General features: G+C 38.9%; 20 protein-coding genes. 1 reads left to right on the top strand and 19 read right to left on the bottom strand.

What is annotated here, in order from left to right; translation table 11 throughout:
* Positions 1–73: 73 nt before the first annotated feature.
* The 11 genes from HJC33_RS11720 to cyoE all read right to left on the bottom strand — a co-directional run bounded on the left by HJC33_RS11720 (position 74) and on the right by cyoE (position 8,986).
* A complete protein-coding gene (locus HJC33_RS11720) occupies positions 74–1,186 on the bottom strand; it encodes an efflux RND transporter periplasmic adaptor subunit (protein ID WP_171659011.1) in 1,113 nt (370 codons plus the stop codon).
* Between the two features lie 26 nt (positions 1,187–1,212).
* A complete protein-coding gene (locus tag HJC33_RS11715; protein ID WP_171659010.1) occupies positions 1,213–2,472 on the bottom strand; it encodes an ABC transporter permease in 1,260 nt (419 codons plus the stop codon).
* A 25-nt stretch (positions 2,473–2,497) separates the two neighbouring features.
* Complete coding sequence (locus HJC33_RS11710; RefSeq protein WP_171659009.1) at positions 2,498–3,742, bottom strand: ABC transporter permease; 1,245 nt, start codon at positions 3,740–3,742, stop codon at positions 2,498–2,500.
* A 109-nt stretch (positions 3,743–3,851) separates the two neighbouring features.
* Complete coding sequence (locus tag HJC33_RS11705) at positions 3,852–4,064, bottom strand: hypothetical protein (RefSeq protein ID WP_171659008.1); 213 nt, start codon at positions 4,062–4,064, stop codon at positions 3,852–3,854.
* Between the two features lie 8 nt (positions 4,065–4,072).
* The gene (locus HJC33_RS11700) at positions 4,073–4,612 is read right to left on the bottom strand and encodes a DUF420 domain-containing protein (protein ID WP_171659007.1); all 540 of its coding nucleotides are present in this window, start codon (positions 4,610–4,612) and stop codon (positions 4,073–4,075) included.
* The gene (locus HJC33_RS11695; RefSeq protein WP_171659006.1) at positions 4,609–5,352 is read right to left on the bottom strand and encodes an SCO family protein; all 744 of its coding nucleotides are present in this window, start codon (positions 5,350–5,352) and stop codon (positions 4,609–4,611) included. Before HJC33_RS11695 ends, HJC33_RS11700 begins: the two co-directional genes overlap by 4 nt.
* A complete protein-coding gene (locus HJC33_RS11690) occupies positions 5,330–5,965 on the bottom strand; it encodes a hypothetical protein (protein WP_171659005.1) in 636 nt (211 codons plus the stop codon). Before HJC33_RS11690 ends, HJC33_RS11695 begins: the two co-directional genes overlap by 23 nt.
* A gap of 72 nt (positions 5,966–6,037) precedes the next feature.
* Positions 6,038–6,421, bottom strand: a complete 384-nt coding sequence (locus HJC33_RS11685) for a cytochrome C oxidase subunit IV family protein (protein WP_171659004.1) — start codon at positions 6,419–6,421, stop codon at positions 6,038–6,040.
* A gap of 13 nt (positions 6,422–6,434) precedes the next feature.
* Positions 6,435–7,406: a cytochrome c oxidase subunit 3 gene (locus HJC33_RS11680; RefSeq protein WP_171659003.1), complete on the bottom strand. Its 972-nt coding sequence runs from the start codon at positions 7,404–7,406 to the stop codon at positions 6,435–6,437.
* A gap of 93 nt (positions 7,407–7,499) precedes the next feature.
* Complete coding sequence (locus HJC33_RS11675) at positions 7,500–8,081, bottom strand: cytochrome c oxidase subunit 3 (RefSeq protein ID WP_171659002.1); 582 nt, start codon at positions 8,079–8,081, stop codon at positions 7,500–7,502.
* A 2-nt stretch (positions 8,082–8,083) separates the two neighbouring features.
* Positions 8,084–8,986 (bottom strand): heme o synthase, encoded by a 903-nt coding sequence (gene cyoE / locus HJC33_RS11670; RefSeq protein ID WP_171659001.1) that lies wholly within the window; start codon positions 8,984–8,986, stop codon positions 8,084–8,086.
* Between the two features lie 123 nt (positions 8,987–9,109).
* Here cyoE and HJC33_RS11665 point away from each other — a divergent pair, with 123 nt between their 5' ends.
* Complete coding sequence (locus HJC33_RS11665) at positions 9,110–9,997, top strand: MBL fold metallo-hydrolase (RefSeq protein WP_171659000.1); 888 nt, start codon at positions 9,110–9,112, stop codon at positions 9,995–9,997.
* A 65-nt stretch (positions 9,998–10,062) separates the two neighbouring features.
* On the opposite strand, the gene HJC33_RS11660 is transcribed toward HJC33_RS11665, so the two are convergent.
* From HJC33_RS11660 to gtfA, 8 genes are all read right to left on the bottom strand, one after another.
* Positions 10,063–10,767 carry an energy transducer TonB gene (locus HJC33_RS11660; protein ID WP_171658999.1) on the bottom strand — a complete coding sequence of 235 codons (705 nt, stop codon included), beginning with the start codon at positions 10,765–10,767 and terminating at the stop codon, positions 10,063–10,065.
* 52 nt (positions 10,768–10,819) lie between these two features.
* Positions 10,820–11,227, bottom strand: a complete 408-nt coding sequence (locus tag HJC33_RS17370; protein WP_171658998.1) for a VanZ family protein — start codon at positions 11,225–11,227, stop codon at positions 10,820–10,822.
* Positions 11,220–11,600, bottom strand: a complete 381-nt coding sequence (gene gcvH, locus HJC33_RS11650) for a glycine cleavage system protein GcvH (protein WP_171658997.1) — start codon at positions 11,598–11,600, stop codon at positions 11,220–11,222. The genes HJC33_RS17370 and gcvH overlap by 8 nt, the downstream gene beginning before the upstream one ends.
* 105 nt (positions 11,601–11,705) lie before the next feature.
* Positions 11,706–18,818 carry a T9SS outer membrane translocon Sov/SprA gene (gene sov / locus HJC33_RS11645; RefSeq protein WP_171658996.1) on the bottom strand — a complete coding sequence of 2,371 codons (7,113 nt, stop codon included), beginning with the start codon at positions 18,816–18,818 and terminating at the stop codon, positions 11,706–11,708.
* 5 nt (positions 18,819–18,823) lie between these two features.
* A complete protein-coding gene (gene ruvA / locus HJC33_RS11640) occupies positions 18,824–19,405 on the bottom strand; it encodes a Holliday junction branch migration protein RuvA (protein ID WP_171658995.1) in 582 nt (193 codons plus the stop codon).
* A 20-nt stretch (positions 19,406–19,425) separates the two neighbouring features.
* Positions 19,426–21,720, bottom strand: coding sequence for an NADP-dependent malic enzyme (locus HJC33_RS11635; RefSeq protein WP_171659033.1), 2,295 nt, complete (start codon positions 21,718–21,720; stop codon positions 19,426–19,428).
* Positions 21,721–21,926: 206 nt separating this feature from the next.
* The gene (locus tag HJC33_RS11630) at positions 21,927–23,180 is read right to left on the bottom strand and encodes an MFS transporter (RefSeq protein ID WP_246245538.1); all 1,254 of its coding nucleotides are present in this window, start codon (positions 23,178–23,180) and stop codon (positions 21,927–21,929) included.
* Positions 23,181–23,353: 173 nt separating this feature from the next.
* The gene (gene gtfA / locus HJC33_RS11625; protein ID WP_171658993.1) at positions 23,354–24,814 is read right to left on the bottom strand and encodes a sucrose phosphorylase; all 1,461 of its coding nucleotides are present in this window, start codon (positions 24,812–24,814) and stop codon (positions 23,354–23,356) included.
* Positions 24,815–25,101: the final 287 nt, after the last annotated feature.

Genomic DNA, 25,101 nt, shown 5'->3' with positions numbered 1-25,101 from the left:
AAATGATTCCGGTAATAGGACTTACAAGTTGTTAAAATGTTACAAGATTCTATTGAAAATTTTTGTTAAATCATTAGTTGGAATCTCCGTCTCCCTCAATAGCGTTCCAAACCTTGATTCTATCGTCCGCATTTAGCCCAGATTTAACCTCCACGTATATTCCGTCACTAATGCCCAATTCAATGTCCCTACGCTCAAATTGTTGTTCTGAAGTTTGGATTTCCACATAGGGCTTCTTGGTCTCATCATCAAATTGGACAAGTGCTTCCTTAAGGGCCAACACACTATCGGCCCGTGCTAGAATAATGGAAGCATTTGCACTTAAACCAGCTCTGATAAAAGTTGAATCTTGTTTCTTTAATGTTCCTTTTATTTCAAATTGGATAGCTCCGTTTTCTTCGTTTCCTTTGGGAGCGATATAATCCAAAACCGCATCAAAAACTTTATTCTCAATGGCTCCTACGGTAATTTCCAAAGGAAGATCCTCTTTTATTTTTCCCACTTCGGATTCATCTACTTTCCCTTCGAAAATCATTTTCTCAACATCCGCAATAGCTGCAATAGTGGTTCCTTCATTAAAATTATTGCTCTCGATCACCTGATTTCCTACCTCAACAGGAACTTCCAGCACCATACCACTTACAGTTGCCCTAATCAAAGTGTTTGCAGAATTTCGAAATCCACTTGTAGTACCTGTTTTTACAATGTCATATCTTTTATTGGCTGCCCCATAAGATTGTTTCGCTTGATCGTAAGCTACTTGTGCTCTTTCCAAATCTGCTTGGGAAATTACCCCTTTGTTGAAAAGCGACAGCTGTCTTTCATAATTTCTCTTTTGATCATCCAAATTGATTTTAACCTCATCTATGGCATTTCTAGCATCATTAAGTGCACTCAAATTGGGAACCACCTTTATCTTGGCCAAAAGGTCTCCAGACTTGACATAATCCCCTCCTTCTACGTAAATTTCTTCTATAACTCCAGAAATATTGGGTTTGATAAGTACTTCTTCTAAAGGAAGAATGCTTCCCGTTGCAACCGCTTTTTTGACAACATTCTGTTTTGAAGGAGTTTCTGTCTCATACACAATAGGGTCTTCGGCATTCTTTTGGTAGAGGTAGTACATGGATCCACCAAAAACAATTATGATGAACAATAAGATGATAATGGTTACTGACTTTTTCATTTTCTTATAGTTTGTTTTGATTGATTTTATTCCGTTCTCAAGGCTTCAATAGGTCTTACCCTTATGGCACTATTGGCCGGAATAAATCCTGCCAATAACCCTGAAATCATCAATATTAATAAGGCTCCTGTTACTACCCCAACGCTTACGCTTGGACTCAGGAACATATCTACTGGACCTACGCTGTCCAGCAAAGCATTGATGCCGTAAATGACCAAAGACCCAAAAATGATGCCTACCATGCCTGAAATTATGGTGAGAAAAATGGACTCCATGAGGATTTGTTTTTTTATCGACCAGGGTTTTTCACCTAGCGCTCTTCGTATACCTATTTCCTTAGTTCTTTCCTTGACTACAATGAGCATAATATTGCTTACTCCTATGATTCCCGAGAGCAATACCATTATTCCCACGATATAGGCTACTCCCTTTAGAGCTCCAAAAAGGCTTTCTACCCGATTAAATTGCTCATATAAATCAAAATATCCGATAGCGCGGTTATCTTCAGGGTGAATTTTATGCCTTATACGCATTACATCGATAATCTTATCCTTCAATTGGGAAATGGAACTTCCATCATGTGCGGTAATGGCCATCCAACTTACATCCTCCCCCCAATTGAAAGCTTGGGAAAATGATGTGAAGGGTACAAAAATTTCTTTCTGTGCCTCTTCACCATCCCCATCATTACTATTTTTCTTGTAAGTGCCGACTACCATGAAATTTACCCCCTGAATTTTAATGTAAGTTCCCAAAACATCATCCCCCTTTTCATACAAGTCATTTTTAACCCCCAATCCAATTACTGCAACCTTTCTTTTCTCATGGATATCATTATAATTAATAAACCGTCCAGATGTAACCGTCATTGGGTCTTGATTGATGATTTCAGGATAATCCCCATATACATTATAGGCACCGGTTCTAATACCCCTAACCACATTATTGCCTCCTCTAAATCCACTAAGTCGATTTCTTGGGGAAATGAACCTAAGGTTGGGCACATTATCCTTTATAGCCTGTACATCATTGATTTTGAACTCAAAACTTCTTCCCTTTGGAAGCCCTTCATAAGCTTTTGTAGTGCTTCTGCTCCACATGAACATAGTATTGGTGGCGATATCACCAAAATCTTTTCGAATTCCATTCTCAAGACCTTTACCAGCGGCCAAGAGCACAATTAAAATGAAAATCCCCCAACACACTCCAAAAGCAGTGAAAATAGTACGCCAGATATTGCTGGTCAATACTTCCAATATTTCTGCCCATCTATCTCTATTGAACATGTCTTATCGTTTTGAGTTGGAAAACTTATTCATCACGCAATGATTCTATGACCTGAACCTTTGCAGCTCTCCATGCCGGGACAAATCCTGCCAAGGCTCCTGCCAAAATAAGCACCAATACTGTTGAAAAGGCTACATTAAAGTTTACGGATGGATTTACCACATAATCAATTTCTACATTGGGTCCAACAATTTCCAAAAGTGCCATACTGAAAATAAGTCCACCAAATCCTGATATTGCAGTAATAAAAATCGATTCATGTAGAATCATGCCCACTATGGACCATGGTTTGGCGCCCAAAGCTTTTCGGATTCCAATTTCCCTGGTACGTTCACGCACCACAATCAACATAATATTGCTCACCCCAACAACTCCTGCTATTATGGTGCACACTCCTACAAACCAAAAGAACAGCTTTATGTTTCCGGTAAGTCCATAATACCTTTTAGCCTCTTCCATGGCACTCCAAACTTCCATGGCACCATTATCATCAGGAGCAACGGTATGGGCTTGTTGTAGATAATTCCGCAAATCATTTTTAAACTGAACTGCTTGTGTAACGGCTTCCTCAAAATTTTCAACCGGAGGCAGCGTGTACGACATATTACTGATTCTATCTCCCCCATTGAAAACACGTTGCGCAGTAGTGATGGGGATATAGATTCGCTCTTCTTCGCGCTCCCTCATTTCGGTATAAACGCCAACTATTTTAAAAGGAATACCAGAAATATCGATGAATTCTCCAATCGGAGTATCCACTTCATTAAAAACATCCTTTTTTATTTTGTTTCCGATTATGGCAACCTTACCCGTGGATATCTCATCTTGGTAGTTGATGAATCTCCCTTCTTTCATGGAGACATTTTCAATAAATTGAAACCCAGAAGCCACCCCTTGGATGCTATAGACCAGAGCTTCTTTACCATAGTTCACAGTTACTCCTCCAACAAAAATTCTGGAAGACTCATATTCCACAGTTTCCTTGAACATGGAACTGGCCATTTCAAAATTTTCATTTACAAACTGGATTCTTCTGCCTGGATTAAGACCCTTATATTCTTTTGAAGTTACTCCCGGCCATGCCCACACACTAGTAGATGCATCTTCTTTGAACTCTTGGGCAATACCATTTTGCATGCCTTGACCGAAGCCCAACAAAATCACAAGAATAAATATGCCAGAAGCTACCGATAGTCCGGTCAAAAAGGTTCGTAATTTGTTCTTTCGTATGGTGTCAAATATTTCTTGCCACCGCTCTATATCGAACATAGGTTAGCGTTTTGAGATTGATGAATTCTACAAAGCACTATTATAAGATGAGCAAAAACCTAAAATGTTACACTTTGCAACAAAAAATCACTAAATACTGGCAAGTATTTTAGCTTTTCATCTTTCTATAAATAAAATAAAATAATCCGGCCACAAGAATATAGGGAACAGCCATGAGATAGACTATTCCATTATTTAATCCTTCAGCGGTTTTTCCATCACCTTCACTTTCCACAACCGCCCTACACATGGCACACTGGGCATCCAAGGTCTGGGGCAGTACCAAAACCAACATCAGAATTATGAAAAGTTTCAACTTCATGAAAGGAATCAATAAGGGTAATATGGTGAAATCATAAAATAAACAACGACTCCGGTCACGGCTACATAGAGCCAAATAGGAAAAGTATATTTTGCCCACTTTCGGTGTGCATCAAAATCTTTAAGGTATGATTTACTATATGTAATCAATACCAATGGAATTACACCTATAGAAAGTAAAATGTGTGATATCAAAATGAAAAGATACAAATACCTTAATATGCCCTCTCCTCCATATGGTGTAGACTCAGAAGTCATATGATAGATTACATACATGACCAAAAACAACAAAGAAAGTACAATACAAGTAGTCATCATGTTTTGGTGCAACTTCTGCCTTCCATTTTTTATTGCGATAACGGCTCCTACCAATAGTATTGCCGTAAGACCATTAATTCCAGCATAAATTGGCGGAAGAAAACCTAAAGGTTCTGCATTAGGTATTTTATATCCAAACAAAATTGCAACTACTACTGGAATTACTACGGACAGAATAGTTATCCAAATCTTTATCTGTTTTTCTTTTTTTAGTCTCGCTTCCTCTATCATTCTGCAAGTAATTTTTTAATATCTTCCTTAAGCATGGTGATTTGCTGGGCCTCCCCTTCATCATTCACCCCTTGTTTTTCTGTTATTGTTCCTCGATAATAAATCAACGGATTTCCATTCCTATCCCTACGCGAGCGAATATATCCCTTCTTGTCCACCAAGGCGAACATCCCCGAATGCTCAAATCCCCCTGGAGCATCTTCAGATTCACTGGCAAAAATGTAAAAACCTTCTTCCGCCAATTGATAAATTTTGTTGCGGTCACCGGTCATTAAATGCCAGTCCTTATCTGTTACCCCATAATGTCCAGCATATTTTTTCAGCACATTGGGAGTGTCATATCTTGGGTTTATGGTAAAAGAGGCCACACCAAAATCATCATAATCCTTAAATGTATCTTGTAAGGAAACTAAGTTCTTGGTCATTATAGGGCAAATGGTAGGACATGTTGTAAAGAAAAATTCCACCACATAGACCTTCCCTAAATAGTCTTCATTGGAAACTTGTACACTGTCCTGATTTAGAAAAGAAAATTGCGGCACCTTTCTTTTTTGGCCATCATTGAGGATAAAACTTAAATCTTCTGATGTGGTGATTCCGCTCATACGATCATTCTCCACGATATCTCCTTCCTTTACTTTTTTTGTAATCTCATGAACGGCAAAGATTCCAAAAACCAAAATAACTGCGGAAACCCAAACATAGGTGTACTTCTTTTTACTGGTTGCTCCTGTCGGCATTGTTCTTTTTTAAAGCTAGACGATATTCTGCGAGAATAATCTTGACATCGTCTTCCATTTTATTGTTCAATTCTGCTACAGAGGCTGTGTCAAACCCAAATTTCACCCCTTCATCTTCATCATTATTTCTTCCTCGGAGGTTCCTGTCTTTATCAATGATAAAAACATAAGGAGTAGATAAATCCTCAGATAATTCTATATCTGTTTGCAGTGCTTTGAAATAGGATTTTATTTCTTCTTCACTTCCATAGACAAAATTCCACTTATTTGTGTTGGACAACTTACCAAGTTCAGCTTTTAAGGATTCCACTGCTTTTTGATTTCCTTCAGGAACCATCATGACCAATTGAAAATCCTTGAACTCGCTAAATCGCTTATAAATTTTCTGGTTAAGGTTAAAGACATTCCCTCTTTTTTGGTCTATTGTATTTCCCAAAAACCCTAGAATGGTAATCTTATTTTCCAAACTGACGGATTGGTCAATCTTGGAAATTTCAGGGACTTGTTCCGTTAAAATAGGCAACTTTCCAAAGTTATTAACGCCCGAGGCAAAAAAGAGATAGGCCACTAACGGAAAAATGAAAAGAATTACTAAAACAAATGCCTTCTTCATAATTTTCTAAACCCTACAAAAATAAAAAAAGACGGTTGGATAACCGTCTTTTTTTATTGTTAATACTTTACACTATAGGTCCCAAGCCAGAAAGCTAGTCTTGAACACATTGTAAATATAGTCTGCTTCAAAAAGAAGAATGAAAATCAAGTAGCTGACCAAAAAAATAGGGGTCCAAACTATAGCTCTTCTCAGAGAACTTTTTTCATCTCTCAAGTGCATAAAGTCCCATGCAATATAGTAGGCCTTCACTAAAGTGAGTATAATGAAAATCCAATTGAGGAGTTTCATCCCAACAAAATAGTTATGGGTCAAAAATCTTGGTTTTGTAATACCCAAAGCCACCTCAATGGCCGTAACAATTGAGAGGAAAATTAATACTCCCCATATTTTTTGGGTATTGGACTTAAATTTTAAGAGACCTCTGAAAATTTCAAGTTTATGTTCGTGTGCCATTATATAGAATGTTTTAAACCAAATAAAAGAATGTAAATACAAATACCCATACCAAATCTACAAAGTGCCAGTAGAGACCCACTTTCTCCACCATTTCATAATGTCCTCTGCGCTCATAGGTACCCAAGATTACATTGAAGAATATAATAACATTGATCACTACTCCAGAGAATACGTGAAAACCGTGGAATCCTGTGATAAAAAAGAAGAAGTCTGCAAAAAGCCTGCTTCCATATTCATTATGGATAAGGTTTGCACCTTCCACAACTTGTGTTGCTTTGGAAAGTTTAGCCAAGGACTCTTGTCTGCTCAATACTGTTTTTTCACCTTCTTCATTGATTGTCTCGGTTCTTATCAATATATCAGAGTTGGCTTTGAAACCTTCTATTACCTCATTTAATGAAAAGGAAGTTTTATAGCCTTCTTTTTGGAACCAAATACCTTCACTGCTTACATGCTTTACTCTTTCTTCAGGTAAAGTCTTGGCAAAATCAGCCAATGCCACTCGATGACCTTCAGCATCAACAAACTGAAGAATTCTACCCCCTTTAGTTTCCAATGCTCCATAATCTCCCTTGATGAAAGTAGCCCATTCCCAAGCTTGGGAGCCAACGAATATGGCACCACCGATAATGGTTAGGAACATGTATAGAATAACTTTTTTCTGCATCATTTTATGACCAGCATCAACCGCCAACACCATGGTTACGGAAGACATAATAAGAATGAAGGTCATAAAAGCAACATAATACATGGGATAATTACCGTGAAAAAAAGGAACGTGGGTAAAAACCTCATCCGCAATGGGCCATGTTTCGATAAACTTAAACCTGGAAAAGCCATAAGACACCAAGAACCCAGAGAAGGTCAAAGCATCAGAGACGATAAAGAACCACATCATCATTTTTCCATAGCTAGCGTTAAGCGGGCGATTTCCGCCTCCCCAAACGCTGTCTTCTGTACCGGTAGTCACCGTTGTATCCATATAACTAAGGTAGTTTTAATAAAATTTTCACAAATTTACATCTTTTGATGTATTCAAAAAGTAAAGTTCAAGGAAAACTGCTTCTTAAAAAATTTATTTTATGAAATACATAAATAGTATCAAATACACCCAAAGAAAATCCAAAAAATGCCAAAAAGTAGCACCTAATTCCAATCCCAACATATCTCCGGGCATATACTTATCTCTTAATTGCTGTACCAACACCACCAAAAGCGAAATTAAACCCGCAACAACATGTGCTATATGGACTGCTGCAATCAGAAATACATAGGACATTTTAATATTGCTGGTGGGTCCTGTAAAATAATACCCGTTTTCCAACATTTGGGAAAAACCAAAAAATTGTAAAATAATGAAAGTAATTCCCAAGACCAAGGTGATCACCAATAGCAACGTACCTTGACTTTGTTTATTTCTTGCCACAGCCTGTTTGGCCATAAAATAGGTAAGACTGCTCAAAATAATAATGAAGGTGCTTATAAAAAAAGCCTGCGGGAGTTCCAAGTCACTGATCCAATCCTCACGTTTACTGCTCACAATATAAGCACTGGTCCAACCGGCAAAACCCATGATCAAACTCACAATGCCAAACCAGAGCATCATTTTTTTGGCCCTTCTGCTCTTTTCCTCTACCGTCCCTTGGGTTAAATCCATAATTAATTAATAAACTTATCTATTACGTATATTATTTGAATCAATGATATGTAGGTAACACTGGCCAGCATTAATTTTCTTGCTGATACATTATCCCTATTTTCATATAGTTTGAAGGCAAAAAAGAGCATTGCCAAGCCAGCAATCAAAACAATAACTGCAGCAGGAATGGACAAATGCAATCTCCCAGTAAATCCAAAGACTGGCATAATGGATATCACAATCATCCATATAGTGTACAATATGATTTGCAATGCAGTACCTGCATCCTTTTTACCTGTAGGCAACATTTTAAAGCCCCCTTTTTTATAATCTTCATCCAACATCCATCCTAAAGCCCAAAAATGCGGAAACTGCCAAAAAAACTGGATCATGAACAAGGTACCAGGCTCAATTCCAAATTCATTGGTTGCTGCCACCCAGCCCAACATAAAGGGAATGGCCCCTGGAAATGCCCCTACAAATACCGATAATGGTGTTTTAGTTTTTAATGGTGTATAAACACTCGTATATAGAAAAATAGAAATAGCGCCGAACATGGCTGTCTTCGGGTTAAGGACATATAAAGTTGCCACCCCAAGCAGCGTCATTACAATAGCGATGGTCAATGCGGTTTTTACCGACATTCTACCGGAAGGAATAGGTCGATTTTTGGTTCGACTCATTAAGGCATCCAAATCCTTTTCTATTACCTGATTATACGCATTGGAAGCACCAACCATGCAATATCCTCCAAAAGCAAGGAGACATATGGAAAATAAATCGACTTGAACTGCCCCTAAAAAATATCCCGCAATTGAAGAAAAAACCACACTAACAGCCAACTTGGCTTTGGTAATTTCCTTAAATTCTGAAAGAACCCAGGACAGTGTGTTATTTTTTACGGAACCTACAGCAGATTTCATCCACGATCATAATTGGCTGGCAAAGATAACGTCGATGTTATTCTTTTCCAACCCGTTGCCGGTCTTTGTGTTATTTTTGAGAGAATACAACGTCTTATAAACTATCAATCCAAAGAAAAAGCCATGAACCGAATTATTCTGCTAGTTTTTATTTCAATCTGCAGTGGTCTTTACGCTCAATTTGAAAATGTCACCATCTCCATCGATACGATTTCTCCAAAAATTTACATGCTCACCGGAAGAGGTGGCAATATCGGGATTTATGTGGGAAGCGACAAGGTATTTATGATCGATGATCAATTTGCTCCATTGAGCAAAAAAATAAATGCTAAAATTGATTTACTGACCGATAAACCTATCTCCTATTTAGTAAATACCCATATGCATGGGGACCATACGGGAGGAAACAGTAATTTCAATACCGATACAACTACATTAGTTGCTCAGGACAATGTTCGTAAACGACTTATAAAAAGAGGATTGAAAAGTATTGCTGAACAAAAGATGACCTCTTCGGATTATGAGAAAAGTTTGCCTGAAATCACTTTTTCTGAAGAAATGACCTTTTATGACGGTGAAGAAACGATTATACTATTGCACGTTCACAATGCACATACAGATGGTGATACCATGATTTATTTTGTGAATGAGAATGTAATCCATATGGGTGACACCTATTTTGCAGGTCGTTATCCATATATTGATGTAAACAGCGGTGGAAGCATTGATGGATATATTGCCGCCCATAAAAAAGCTTTGCTTGTTATGAACGAAGAGACCAAAATAATCCCAGGTCACGGAAGACCTTCCAATAAAAGTGAATTAATAACATATGTTGATATTTTGAAAGATATTCGTTCAATTATTCAAAAAGAAATTACTGCTGGAAAAACACTGGAACAAGTAAAAATGGATTCTACCTTGACTTCCAAATATGATAGCACCCTTGGAAATGGCTACATTAATCCAGAACGCATGCGTGAAACAGTGTATAAAAGTTTATCCCAATAAAAAAAGCCCTGATGCAAACATCAGGGCTTTTTCAAATTTCTACCTCAATAGAAATTCTATATTTTTTATTGAAGCTTAAAGGTAATTGGGATACTAAATGGAACTTTTACCGCTCTACCTCTTTGCTTACCTGGAGTCATTTTAGGTAATTTTTTAATGATTCTCATGGCTTCTGCTTCCAAGTTTTTATCCGGACCACGCATTCTAATGTTTCCGATGCTTCCATCCTTCTGAATCACGAAAATTACGTTTACCCTACCTTGAACACCCATTTCTTGAGCAATTTCTGGGTAACGGAAATTTTTACGAATGTGCTTTTGCATCATTTCCTGGAAACATTGCTTCTTATTTCCTGCTTTTTCACAGCCAGGGAATACAGGAACATCCTCAATAACAGCAAATGGAACTGAAATGTCTTCGTCAATCTCTTCTACTTCAACTTCTTCTACCTCTATCACTTCCTCTTCTTGGCTGGTTTCAGTAGACTCAATTACAGTTTCTTCCACTTCCTCTTCGTCCTCAACAACCTCAATTACTTCTGGTGCTGCTGGAGGCGGTGGAGGCGGTGGTGTCTTAATTTGTTCTGTCATTGGCACCTCTTCATCCAACTGATCCTCAACATTCAATGCAATGTCATAGTCATTGGACTTATCATATTTTTTCCACTCCATGGCTCCATAAACCAATCCTAAGACAGCTGCCAACCCTATTACAAAATAGAGAGAACTGTTTTTTCCTACATCCGCTTTGGGACTCTTTTTTAGTTCCATCTTTTAGATTTTAATGTTTGCTAATTTAATTATTAATTGATTAAATAAGCAATTAAATTTTCCATTTTAACTGCCTTTCTTTAGAAAAATACCACCAAATGAAGCTAATCCCTGCAATTGCTCCAATGGTATTGGCCAAAATATCACCAAATTCAGCCATCCGGTCCACAGTAATTGTATACTGAAGTATCTCAATAAATATGCCATACCCTACTGCCACCAACAATATATATATTAAGGTCTTGCCCAACTTCATAGTACCTTTTGAGCGCTCCCTTAAAAATAAACATCCCAATACCGCAAACACCAAATAAAATACAAAGTGCACAATTTTGTCGGCATAGGGAATATTGATTTCACCCGTATCCAATTCCAATCCTGAAAAAGAAAATAAGCTGAGTATTGTTATGAAAAGTACCCAGCCAACAAATAATAGGGTGTAAATGTTTCTTTTAAGCACCTATCAGGGCCTTGTAATCTTCATCACTGATCAAATCGTCCACTTGAGAAGCGTCACTTATTTTAATCTTGATCATCCAACCTTCTCCATAGGGGTCTGAGTTTACTTTTTCTGGCTCATCCTCCAAGGCTTCATTGAACTCAATAATTTCGCCACTAAGAGGTAGAAAAAGGTCAGAAACTGTTTTTACTGCTTCTACAGTACCAAAAACCTCTTCCTTATCCAAAGTTTCATCCAACGTTTCCACTTCTACATAAACAATATCGCCAAGTTCACTCTGTGCAAAATCAGTAATGCCCACAGTAGCCACATCGCCTTCAATCTTGACCCATTCATGGTCTTTGGTATACTTTAATTCTGATGGTATGTTCATTCCTTCAATTTTGTTTTAGTCGATAAACAAATGTAACTTTTTGAGAATAGTTTGCAAGGAATCCGAGCAACAAAATTTCTACCTTTTTGATTAAAGCAAAAACAACTAGTTACCGAAGTTATAACGAAGCGTGAATCCTGTATTGATGGTGGTCTGAGGGAATGCCGTGGATACCGCAAATTCAGAGAAAGAGTGATCATAGAAGAACAAAGCATTCAAACTCTTGCTCAAGGCATAATCAGCAGTGAACTTGATGGACATTAATTTTTGACCAGAAGTGATTTGGTTATTATTAATATCCAAATTTCTTATTATGGTGATATTATCTCTAAGAGATAAATCAGCTTTTAAGTTCAAGTCACCTTTCAAACGGGTTTTTTCCCCACCAATGTTGGTTACGAATTTCACGTCCTTAAAACGATACCCCAATCCTAAAGTATATTCCTTACCATTAATTTCCGTAAGCAAGTTGTTGTCAAAACTAAGCGAGAGCGTTCTGTCCGTTCTCACTTCGGCTAAAAAGCTAAAGGAATTCTTCATTTCAAAATCTACCCGCATCAACGGATTGAACTGATCGGTAAGCACTACATTATTTATAATATTTTCTGGAAGAAGGTCTCCCGTCTCAGGATCAAAAGTTGTATTCTCTCGCTCCAAATTGGTTTGAAATGAATTGATACTGTAGGCCGCCCTGTAGCCATGACTTAAGGAGAAACGTTTGAATTTCTTTTTGAACCAACGGTTCTTCATCAATCCTGTATACTTAATGTTCCAGTTTGGAATTGGAATTTCCCGGAATGCATCCAAGTTGACCCTGTTTACATCCTGACCAGTATAGGCTGCAAAAAATGCCGGCAACAATACTTCTTGTTGTGTCTTTCCATATAGTTCCGGGAATCCATCTTCATCCAGGTCTCCAGGAGACTGTCCTCTATCTGAAACCAAACGATTGGCAATGGTTATCCTATTTTCTTTAAATTTTTCAAAGGTTTTAGAATCAAACTCATCACTTTTGTTGAAAATGGTACCGATCATGACGGTAGAAATACTAAAATTACCCAACTCATTGACCAAACCATCTTGTCCGTTTATCCAATCTTGAACACTATAATTTTCCTGCGAATTGCTGGAATACTGACGGTCTGCCGTCAAATCAATGGTCAAATCGGGTGTTGGTTGGGCAGTTGCCGTAATGTTCAACTGTTTATTGGTGGTCCTAATATATTGGGAATTGTATTCTGGGAAAGTTGTCAACCAACCATTTCGGGCCGCCTCGTATCTTACATCTGCCTGACTACCAAAAACAAACCCTATAGTTGGTCTAGCGGTTCCGATAAATCCTATGGATTGGGTATACCCTGGCAGCACAGTTCCATTATTTTCACTGTAATTTACATTCAATCGTTTCACCATAGTTACGATATCCACCAAAGTATTGAATGCCTTACTTGTTTTCTTGGGAGGTTTTTCATCAGTTCCATCGGCAGGATTCCCAGCTTTGTCCCTACGGATTGAAGCTTGGGCTGCAGTAACCTTTCCATCTCGCTTTTTCAATCCCAAAAAGTCATACAAGCGTTGCATGCCCATATTCGCCGTTAAGTTGTGGGTATTGGCGTTCTGTATGGTATTGATTTGCTCCCCTGCGACTTCAATCAACGCATCGCCACCTCTTTGCCAATCAAAATTACTGGTATAAGTATATTGAGCATTGATAAAATTGAGAAATGGAATCTTACTGAAAGGTAGCTCGTAGTTCAGTTGCATTTGTTGCGAATGCCTATTGGGTTCACCGATATCAAAAAATCCATCCCATAAATCCAAAGCTTCATTGATTCCTGAATCTGAATCATCATCGACATTGAAATAATTACGGACAATGTTGTTGTTCGATGCAGTAAGATTTAATCGCAAGGATTTTGAAATACTATAATTTAATGCATACTGCCAATTGAATAAATAATTGCGCTGTTGCAATAAGGGCAATTCCAGAGCATCGACTCCAGGTTCCAAAACATCTCGAAACCTTTGTTGGTTGAAAGATCGATTATAATTGGCATTGACCGACACACTGGTTGGCAATAGATTAAAGTTCAAATCTTTGAGCCATTGCCAGTAATTACTGGTGAACAATGAGTCTTTTTTGGCAAATGGAGCAACCTCCAATGGTTTAAAGTTATGGTTGTACACAAAACCAGTTGTAACGTTTTGATCGCTCAAGTTGGCCACTTCAAAATCCCTATGGTTGGTTTCATTATAGGAATAGTTGAAGGTGAAATTCTCTATATCAAAGAAATTTTCCTTAGCTTCTTCCCCTCTGTTTTTTCTAACCCCAATAAGGTTGATACTGGTTCTTTTGGTGTAATCCTCTGCCTGTTCTCTAATGGTTTCCGCTTCTTCCTCTGTTTCAGCTGCAGCTATCCGGTCGTCCAATTTTAAGTCATCATAAACTGGATCAAACTCTGGAGTAATTAGAGTTTCTGATATCCCATAATTAAATGGTAATTGCAGGTTCCATTTCTTGGGGAACAACTGCCCTACATTCACATTGGTGACCACATCATAAGAAATGGCATCTTCCCTTGAACGTTCATTGGGCATCTGGTCTATGGAACCGAAACCGGAAGTGCTGGTACTTGCCGTCGCCGTTACATTGGCAAAATCAGCCATGTTAGCATCCAAGGCAGCAATGGCAGCCCATCCGCCGTTATTATCCAATCCGGCCAACCGAAGTTCATTGAACCATACTTCTCCCCTAGCTGGAAGGTCATCAATATTTTTAACACCCACCATCATACCGCGAATACTTCCCAAAGATGGGTTACCCTTAATTCCAATACGAAGTCTTCCCAATGTTCTTGGCGCAAACTCATCCACCAAAACTGCTTCGCCATCAATGATTTCATAATAACTGACCTCATCAAGGGTTTGGTCTGAAATACCTTTGGATTTCACCTTGCTCAAGTCACTTAAAGCAATGTCAATTTCATTTACATCGGGCCAAATCTCTTCTGCAGATGTAGCATTGAAAGGTGTAAACTGCAACGGAAGTTCTATTTGATAGAAATTTTCCGAGAAATCAGTACCGATTCTCAAGAACCCGACCAATGGAGTGTCATTATCAGAATAATCTCCATTCAATATTTTTTCAGCATGCATGAACATTTTAATTCGCTCATACTGTCGCACATCAATATTTACATTTTTGAAAACACCCCTTGAATCTTCAGATTCTAAATTTTCGACCACAAAAGAAAGGGATTGCTCATTTTGACGGATAATAGTGTTGTTGTTGTTCAACTGCTCCCTAACCACCCCCGGAGGCAACACATAAGGAATTGGCTGTCTTCCAAAGTTTTCCTCAATATTAACCGTATTCACATCAGTAACAGTACCATCATCCGAAGGATCACTGTCCACTTCATCAGGCTGCAAGGAATTGGTATAAGTTCTCCAATCTCCACGCACTAAATCCAAGGTTGCAAAACGGAGTACCACATCATCTGTAAATCCTGTGAGGTACATCCGCATAAAACTTATGGATCTAAAATCTGCGATTCCACCCACAGCTTCGGTAAAATCACTTAATGGAATTTTATACTGGATCCACCTTCTGTTCAACTGCGTTCCGTTGGGAAGCGTTGGAGTGAGTCCTTCACGAATATCAGTGACATACTGGTCATCAATAGTGGTATTGGGCCTTATTTGAATGCGATATTCATAGTAACTATTCACCGTGTTCATGGTCAAATCCCTATCAATATCCTCTACATCTGGCAAAGTAGTTGACCCTCTATTCGTATTAGTAACAGCTACGGGCGAGTTACCTTCTGTATTGTTAAAATCAAAATAACGCTCTAAGATGCTGCCTTCCCTATTGAGGTAATATTGGTAATTATCCAAAGCAGGGTCATCACTTGGGCCGTTGTAAATGGCCTGTTCAGCTGCATCATCCAATCCATCCAGACCCACATCCTGCAAAGTCCTGTTTGTTTCATCTGCATCAAAAGCATAAACCAAAGATTGTGTTGAAGGCACCTGACCCCAAATAGTTTCCCTTGGAACTTCGCTATTGGTACTACCGGGCAATCCATTTTCGTATTGCTTTCGACCATCACGTAAAATATCCTCGGAAATGTTTCCTAAGTTCAATACCAACTCACCAGCATTGGCGCTAGTGGTTTGGCCATCAATATAAGGGTCCAATACCCAAAACTGCACAAATTCCACATTGGATTGTTCAAAATTGGTACTGCTCAATGGCCTCATAATCCCAGCCCATTTACCTTCCGGTGTCTCGGCCTCAAAACTAGGATTGGCATTGTACGGCCCTTTTTCATTGGGATAATAAACGATATCTAAAGTACTCTGTACCTGGGTTTGCCCTTGTGCAATATCAGTCTCTGTAAATACCTCATCAATAAAAACCCTACGGGTGGCATTCAAGGAAATGTCATTATCCGATAATCCTGAAGGTCTCTGATTGGTATAAAATATTGGGTCGATAGTGTACCAGGACATTTTTGCACGTTCAAAACCGACATCTATATCCGTTCTATCTTCCAAAAATTCTACTGGCGGACTTGCCAACGTCCATCCCAAAGAGGAACGAATATCAATTAGCGCCTGTGCTCCTTCAAAATCATCTAAATAGGTAGTTGTTTCTCCTTCAAAATCTGCGTTCTTGGGAGAGTTGGGTTTTAAAAAGGCCACTTCACCACGTACAGATAAATTTGACGGTACATCTGTGTCAATATTCGGCAACTTATTGGCCAAACGGGTCAAAAATGGAATTTCTGTACTAAAGTTCCCGTTCAGACCATAAATGGTATTGTTAACGGGTTCTACTCCATAATTGGATTTTTGGGTAAGAGGTCTCTCATTCAAGTTGAGCAAAGTACCACCTAACACAAAATTGTCACTAAACTTATGTTCAATATTGATTCCCGTAAATCTTCTAGTCTGTTGGCCAAACACCGCATTGTTTTCCACCGAAATATTGATGGGCGTATTGGATGCCGCCAAACTGGGATCCAAAATTTGAACTGTCCCCGCTTGATAGTTTACCGTATAATCTATGTATTCTTGAAGCTGACGACCACCAGCAGTAACCCTCACAGAACCTCTCGGCACATTGAATGCCCCTATTGGAATACCATTGTTGCCTTGTGATTTGTACCGCCCTTTTAATTGGAATCTGTTCTTTTCAGCATCCTGCAAAGATGCAGCTTTGGTTTTTGCGTACATGTTTCGGAACACATAGCGCTGCTGGTTGACATTGTATCCTTGATCATTTTCAACATCGTAAACACCACCCCCTAATTGTTCAAAAAGGAATTCTCCAAATGGCTCAACCTTCGTAAAGATGATACGTCCCGTTTGTGTATCTATCGTTATGCCTGGCACATAATCAAAGAAACCATCTCCCCCCGGCTGTACATCATTGTAAATATTGAGTCGATCTAAATTAAACACACTTAGCAAGATACGGTCTTCCAAACCTACTGGCCATCCTGCATTAGGGTCGACCGGAGTAATGTAGTTTCTTGGTGTTGGATCAGAATAAAGGATATTCAATTTAAAATCCTCTTGATCTAATTGAAAAGCTCCAGTGGAATAGATATTTTTCATCATCAAATCCCAAATGGGATCTTCCACATTGGTAATGTTACTCTTCAATAATTTTAGAATAAGCGTATTGTTTTCAACAATGGGATTGACCCCTCCAGAAACTGTAGTGGCATCCACTCCGCCATTGGCAAACTCTCCAACTTGAAATACTTCCCCACTAGTGGTGGTATATTGAAATGCCACTCCCAGTACCTCATCATTACTTAAACGTTGGTTCAAAGAAATATACCCCAATTGGGAATCGAATTCGTAATCCCTTCCTTCTTCCAACTTACGTGCATTTTCCAAAATGGCGTAATCAAAACCTTGGTTCACTGGATAGCTTGGAATATTGAAACCAGATTCAACCGTGGCAATATCTCTAATGGATTGTGTTAAAGCGCCTGTTCCAATTTGATTGGGGTCATATGCATTGGCTTCATTCCTTGGAAAACCTGATGCTACAGCAGCAGGATCAAAAAAGCCGGCTGGGTCTCCGTTATTGATTCCTATCCTCGTCTTATCCTCTGATGTTTCTCCCAAATCCTGAATAGCAACAACATTTCTTACATTCAAGGTTTGTTGATTTCTATTGGTCACCCATACTTCTAAGCGCGTTATCTGCACCTGACTTCTTATGAATGGATAATTTTCCAGCGCTTGGTCATAATTGTCCCTAAAGTACTGCGCTAAAAAAAAGTGCCTATCCTCATCATAGTCCAAAGCAGTAAGCGAAAACTCGTTCAAAGTGCCACCTCCTTGTGCCACAACGGTATTGTTTTGTGAACGTTGCTCAGAGAATACCGCAGTAACCGTTGTTTTTCCAAATTGTAATTGGGTCTTTACCCCAAAAAGACTTTGTGCTCCGGTAATTAAAGAACTGTTGAGGGGCATGTTCACATTACCTATTTCAATTTTCCGAAGAATGTCGTCCTCAGTTGGGGTGTAATCCAATTTTACCAAATTCTGGAAATCGAAAGTTGCTTCTGTATCATAGTTGGCGGTAACTTGCAATCTTTCACCAACTTTTCCCAATAAACTTAAACTGATTCGCTGATCAAAATCAAACGACAGATTTGTTCTATTTCTGGGGGAAAGTGCAGGGTTATCATTTTTTTGCCATAAAATACCTAAATCCATGGCCACTGACCCTTGCGGGATAACTTCGATAGTATTTCCACCAAAAATGGATTCAAAAAAGCTGCTATTTACATAGAAATTGGGCAATAGGTTTTTTCTGGCTTCCTCACTACCCTCTTTCTTTCCTGTAAATGCATCTATCTTTTCTTTGAAGTACAATTTCATCTGTTCCTTTTGAACAAGGTCAAAGTACTGTTCTGGTGTTAGAATAATAGGATGGCTGACATTGAAATCACCAACACTTTCAGTATAAATGTATCGGTCAAGTTCGGGGTCGTAAGTGTATTTGGCAATAATGCTATCAGGGTTTTCCAAAATCAAACGACCAAGGGCAACTCCGGTCTTTACAGAATCCTGGATTTGCTCATTGGTCTCCTGCCCCTTTAAAGTGGTAAAAGCCAGAAAACAAACGAATAAGAAAATGCACTTAAAACTTAATGTTTTAAGTATTGGTTTTGCCCCTCTTTTCAAACTAGTTACAAATTTTTCAGCGCCAATTTTATAATGTCCTCAACGCTTAATAAAGGATCTTGGGATAGTACCTTGTCCACTACCTTTTCAGATTGTCTTCGGACAAAACCAAGAACCTCTAAAGCAGATAACGCTTCTTCTTTGCCTGTATTGTTTGATTGAGGCGAAACTTCGCCTACATCTTGTACTTTTAAAATCTTATCCTTAAGATCTAAAATTACCCGTTGTGCAGTCTTAGCTCCTATACCCTTGATTGCCTGTATAGTGCGCACATCTTCATTGGCTATGGCATCTCTTACTTCAGCTGGCGACAAAGAGGACAACATTGTTCTTGCCGTACTGGAACCAATACCAGAAACTGAGATAAGCAACCCGAATACTTCCCGTTCCGATTTCTCGGCAAAGCCGAACAAAGTATGGGAGTCTTCGCGAACCAATAAATGTGTATAAAGCAGTATATTTTCTTGATCTTTAAGTTGGGAAAAGGTATGTAATGAAATATTTAAAAAGTAACCCACACCGTTACACTCTACTATAGCATAGGTTGGGTTTTTCTCTACCAATTTTCCTTTAAGATGGGTAATCATAGTTTATGTCCGATTTTAATCTATTCTCCCACTTTAGCCTTATATCTTTTTTCACGCTCTTGGGCATCAATAACCGCCACTGCCGCCATATTCACCATTTCATCCACACTGGCTCCCAATTGCAAAATATGGGCGGCTCTTCGCAAACCTACCATAATAGGTCCTATAGAATCTGCCTTGTTCAACCCTTTCAGCAATTTGTATGTGATATTTGCCGATTCCAAATTAGGGAATATCAACGTGTTTACCTTTTTTCCTGATAGTTTGGAAAACGGAAAGTTGTTATGGCACAACTCTTGACTCAGAGCAAAATCAGTTTGAATCTCCCCATCTACCACAAGATCTGGATTTTTCTCATGTAAAATTCTTACCGCTTCCCTAACCTTTTGTGCATTGGGATGACTGGATGAACCAAAATTGGCATACGACAATAAAGCCATGACTGGATTGAATCCAAAAGTAGAAGCCACATTTGCAGTCATTTGGGCAATTTCTGCCAATTCTTCTGCATTGGGATCAATATTGATGGAGGTATCCGCCAAAAACAATGGTCCTCTTTCAGTAATCATAATATTGACCGTTGAAGCATTTTTTACTCCTTTTGCGCGACCTAAAACTTCAAAAACAGGTCGTAGCACTCTCGGATATGATCTGGAATACCCAGAAATCATTCCATCGGCATCACCCTCCAATAGCATCATCGAACCAAAATAGTTACGTTTCCCCATATTTACCCGAGCACTGTACTTTGTTTCCCCTTTTCGTTTTCGGGATTCCCAAAGTTTAAGGGCATATCTGGTCCTCATCTCACTAAATTCATCTGATCGTGGGTCTATAATAGGCACATCAGCGGTAAAATCCAGTTCTTCCTTTAAATTTTCAATGGTTTCTTTATTCCCCAAAAGAATAGGATGGGCAATCCCTTCATCGTGCACAATTTGAGCTGCTTTAATAACATCTAAAAGCTCTGCTTCAGCAAAAACGATTCGTTTTGGATTCATTTTTGCCCTGTTGTGCAAGAGTCTTACCACTTTGTTATCATTCCCTGATCTTTGGTACAATTCTTCCTCATACCGTTTCCAATCCTTGATGGGTTCTTTTGCCACTCCACTGTCCACGGCTGCCTTTGCAACTGCCGGCGGAATATGGGTGATCAATCTAGGGTCAAAAGGTTTTGGGATGATATAATCTCTTCCAAATGTCAACCGAGTGGCATCATAGGCGATGTTAACTTGCTCAGGAACGGGTTCTCTTGTCAACTCTGCCAAAGCACGAACGGCAGACATTTTCATTTCTTCATTGATCTTGGTTGCCCTAACATCTAAAGCTCCTCTAAAAATAAAAGGAAAACCTAATACATTATTTACCTGATTGGGATGATCAGACCTACCGGTTGCCATGATGATATCTTTCCTTGTCTCACAGGCTAGATTATATTCAATCTCCGGATTGGGATTGGCCATGGCAAAAACTATGGGGTCTTTACTCATGGAGAGAAGCATTTCTGGTGATAGAATATTGGCAATTGAAAGTCCGATAAAAACATCTGAATCTTTCATGGCCTCTTCCAAAGTGTCTATTTTTCGGTCTGTGGCAAATTCTTGCTTCTCTAGGGTCAAATTTTCCCTATCACTTCTAATGACACCCTTACTGTCCAACATCACAATATTCTCAGCTTTTGCTCCGAAGGCTTTGTAAAGCCTAGTACAAGAAACTGCTGCCGCACCAGCACCGCTGACGACAATTTTGACTTCTTCTATCTTTTTATTTGCTATTTCCAAAGCATTCAACAAAGCTGCTGCCGAAATGATTGCAGTTCCATGTTGGTCATCGTGCATAACAGGAATATCCAACTCCTCTTTCAAACGTCTTTCGATTTCAAAAGCTTCGGGCGCTTTAATATCTTCCAGATTGATACCGCCAAAGGTGGGCGCAATGGTCTTTACGGTTTCAATAAATTTGTCGACATCCGTTGTATCCAACTCAATATCAATCCCATCAATATCTGCAAAGATTTTGAACAAAAGACTTTTGCCTTCCATAACAGGTTTTGAAGCTTCGGGTCCAATATTGCCCAAGCCCAAAACTGCCGTACCATTGGAGATTACCGCAACAATATTTCCTTTTGCAGTATATCGATAGACTTCATCCTTATTTTTTTCAATCTCCAAGCAAGGTTCGGCAACCCCAGGAGAATAGGCCAAAGCCAAGTCTCGCTGTGTAGCGTAAGGCTTGGTTGGAACAATCTTTATTTTCCCAGGTTGCGGCTTTGCGTGATAGAGCAATGCTTCTCTTCGTTGTTTCTCTTTACTCATATAGTGGTCTATGAAGGGGGTAAAGTTAGGGCATTCCAAAGTTTTATGAGTAATACCATAAACACCAATTTTGGTACTAAATTCAGAATCACCCAAATTTTGAAGAGTCATTCCTCTCTAAGTTTCCGGTATTCCCATGCCCAGATCATCACCTTATTTGTTTTAATGGGGTTGAGCTGAAATGAAAAAATCTAAAGTTGCTAAAACTAGTCCTTGGGCATATTTAAACGGGTTGCCAAAATGGATGCGATCACAAAAAATGCTCCCGCGAAAAACATGGCATTAACGGAATTGGCCCCCAATAAGTTTTTGAATATTGGGCCAAAACTCAATGTCTGGATTCCCATTGGAATCACAATCATCATATTTAGGATCCCCATATACACCCCTCTTCTTTCTTGAGGCACTATTTTGGAAACCATGCTATACGGAATACCCATCATTGCTGCCCAACCAATTCCGAATAGGATCATTGGGAAGAGTACTTGGACTGGATCTGAAATATTAGGAATAGCAAATAGTGCCAAACCTGTTCCAAACAGACTGAGTGCATATATTTTCTTACCTCCAAACCTCATGGTCAAGGGGACCAAAATAAGGGCGACCACTGCTGTTACCACATTATATGTGGTACTCATTTTGGCCGCTTGCGCAGCAGCTTCTGAGGTATCATACCCCAAAGTGGCCCTAAAAAGAGGTGTAATAAACTGCCAATACACAAAAAGGGCATACCACTGAAAAAGATATACTCCAGCAAGTTTCCACATAAACTTGGGCATTTCTTTTACAGCATGGGAAATTTCAATGAAGGGCATTTTAAATCGTTCTGCAAAGGGTAGTCCTTTATGTGCATTTATTTCTTTCAACTCTTCATCGGAAGGAGGTATTTCCGGAGTTTTCAGTACTGACCACAAAATGGTGGCTATAGACAAAAACGAGCCTATAAAAAAGGAATAGTACAACCATTTGGGCACTGCCCCTTCAACTTCTTGTCCACCACCAAACCAATCTTGGAACAAAAAGATGGAAGCATTGGCCAGAAGTATACCAGCCCCAACAAACAAACTCTGCATCTGGTAACCTATACTCAATTGATTATCTGGTAACTTATCCCCTACAAAAGCGCGATAAGGTTCCATGGCCATATTGTTCCCCACATCTAAAATCCAAAGCAACCCAACTGCAAACCATAGCGCGGGACTCAATGGAAATGCAAACAAACATAGACTCCCTAGAACGGCGCCAATCAAGAAAAATGGTTTTCTTCTACCCCATCGTGGCGACCACGTTTTATCTGAAATAGCACCAATTATAGGTTGTATTATTAAACCAGTAACGGGTCCAGCTATGTTCAAAATAGGCAAAAGCTCCTCTTTAGCCCCTAGGAAAAGAAAAATAGGATTAATGGCACTTTGCTGAAGACCAAAACTGTATTGAATCCCGAGAAATCCAACATTCATGTTAAATATTTGCCAGAAACTCAACCGGGGCTTTATCAATTTTGTCATTAGCTATGCAATATTTGTTTACAAAAAGATCTCTTGGCTATACTTAACCATTAACAATATAGGGTTTTTAAAATTTTTCCCGAAAATTTAGAATCCTTTAATTTCTTCTATTGATTTTTAACAAATCAACTATCAAAAAGAACTCCTGTCTTTTTTCCATCTGTTCCGGTAACCTGAAACTTCCCTGCTTTCAAATCCACATCCAAAGCTATCCAATCCTCATTCTTTTTCCATTTCATTTTGATGTGGGATTCTTCGGTATCTTCCAAACCAAATTCCCCATTAAATGCTTCATGTGTATTCCTCAACTTCATCAATTCAGCTAATTTTTGAAACATCTCTGTCTGGGTCTTTAGCTGAATTTCCTCTTTGGAGTAATAATGCCTGTTAATATCCCTACCAACATTGGTCCTTGCCAAAAGTTCCATATCATTTTCATCCCCGAACAGCCCTACATAATAGACCTGAGGAACACCTGGAACAAAAAACTGAATGGCTCGCGCTGCTAAATATGTATCTTCATTACTGCCCAAGGCTTCAAAATAGGTGCAGTTTACCTGATATAAGTCCAAATTTGAGGCAGCCGCACCCGTTGCCTTGCGACTCCTTCCTTCACTGTTTTCATGGATTTTATCCACTATTCCTTCCAATACATCATCGGGTATCAATCCTTTTTCTTCTCCTTCGGAAGCAACATCTACTATACCAATACCATCATGGGTGTCCAAAACCGTAATCACGTTTCGCGGGGCAATCTTGAGCCAATATTTCAGGTTATCCGCCCTTTTATTGAATAAAGCGTCCAGCACCAAAACAGGCAAGGCAAAATCATAGACATAATCTACCTTTTGTGCTATTTCAATTTGTGTTTTATAAAATGAATGAATCTCAACTAAAACCTCAATACCATGATTTCTAGCTTTTTGCGTAAGTTCATCAATAAACTCAAAGGTTTCAGGAATCATAAAACAAGAACTGCCCGCTTTCTTTATAGCATACCCAGCGGCATCCAACCGAATCATTGTAATTCCTGCTTCTTGATAGATTTCAAGAATGGAATCCAGATAATCAATCCCCGAGGGTGAGTTTACATCAATATCGATTTGCTTTGGAGTAAAGGTGGTCCAAATTAATTTTTGGGAGCCATCTGCCATCTTATATTTTGTGAATGGAAATCCAGGTCTAGGTCTATAGATGGACAATAAATCCGTTTCAGAAGCACCGTTTGGAAATACACTTTCAAAAGTCAAAAACAATGGTGCATGTTGGGAAGCATCGCCATGCTTCAAGAAATCCTTGAACTCATCAGAATCTGCCGACACATGGTTGACAATGAGATCGGCCATCACATCTGCCGTTTTTGTCAGCCTCTTTACATCAGTCCAATCTCCTAATCTTGGGTCCACCATTTTGTGATTGATGGGATCAAAACCAGCATCTTCACCATCTATGGGGTTAAAAAAGGGCAATACATGAACGCCACCGAACAATCCTGCCAATTCTTTGTTCAAAAGACCGTTAAGCTCCTTAAAATTGGAACAGGCAATACGATCCACATATGTAATTAATTGTATTTTATTCTTCATTCAGTATTAAGCTTACCTATAAGTATTTTTATAATTTGCTCAATTCAATGGTATTAAACACAAAGAGTGAAAGTTACCATGCACTTTCACTCCTTTGTCTACTCACTTTAAACCAAACGCATTGAGCAACAATCTAACTGATCTAACTCAAATAATCCTTGGTAACGGATCATTATGGTTCTAATTTAGTGGTTGCATTTCATTTTTGACAGCTTTTCTTCACGAAAACGTTTTCGATTCTCTCAAAATCCAATTTTTGGTACCTTTGTAACTGCCTGTTCTTCAAT

The sequence above is a fragment of the Flagellimonas amphidinii genome, from assembly GCF_013090115.1.
GTDB lineage: Bacteria > Bacteroidota > Bacteroidia > Flavobacteriales > Flavobacteriaceae > Flagellimonas > Flagellimonas amphidinii.
Note: the sequence above shows the minus strand (reverse complement) of the source record. Positions and strands in the feature narration are given on the sequence as shown.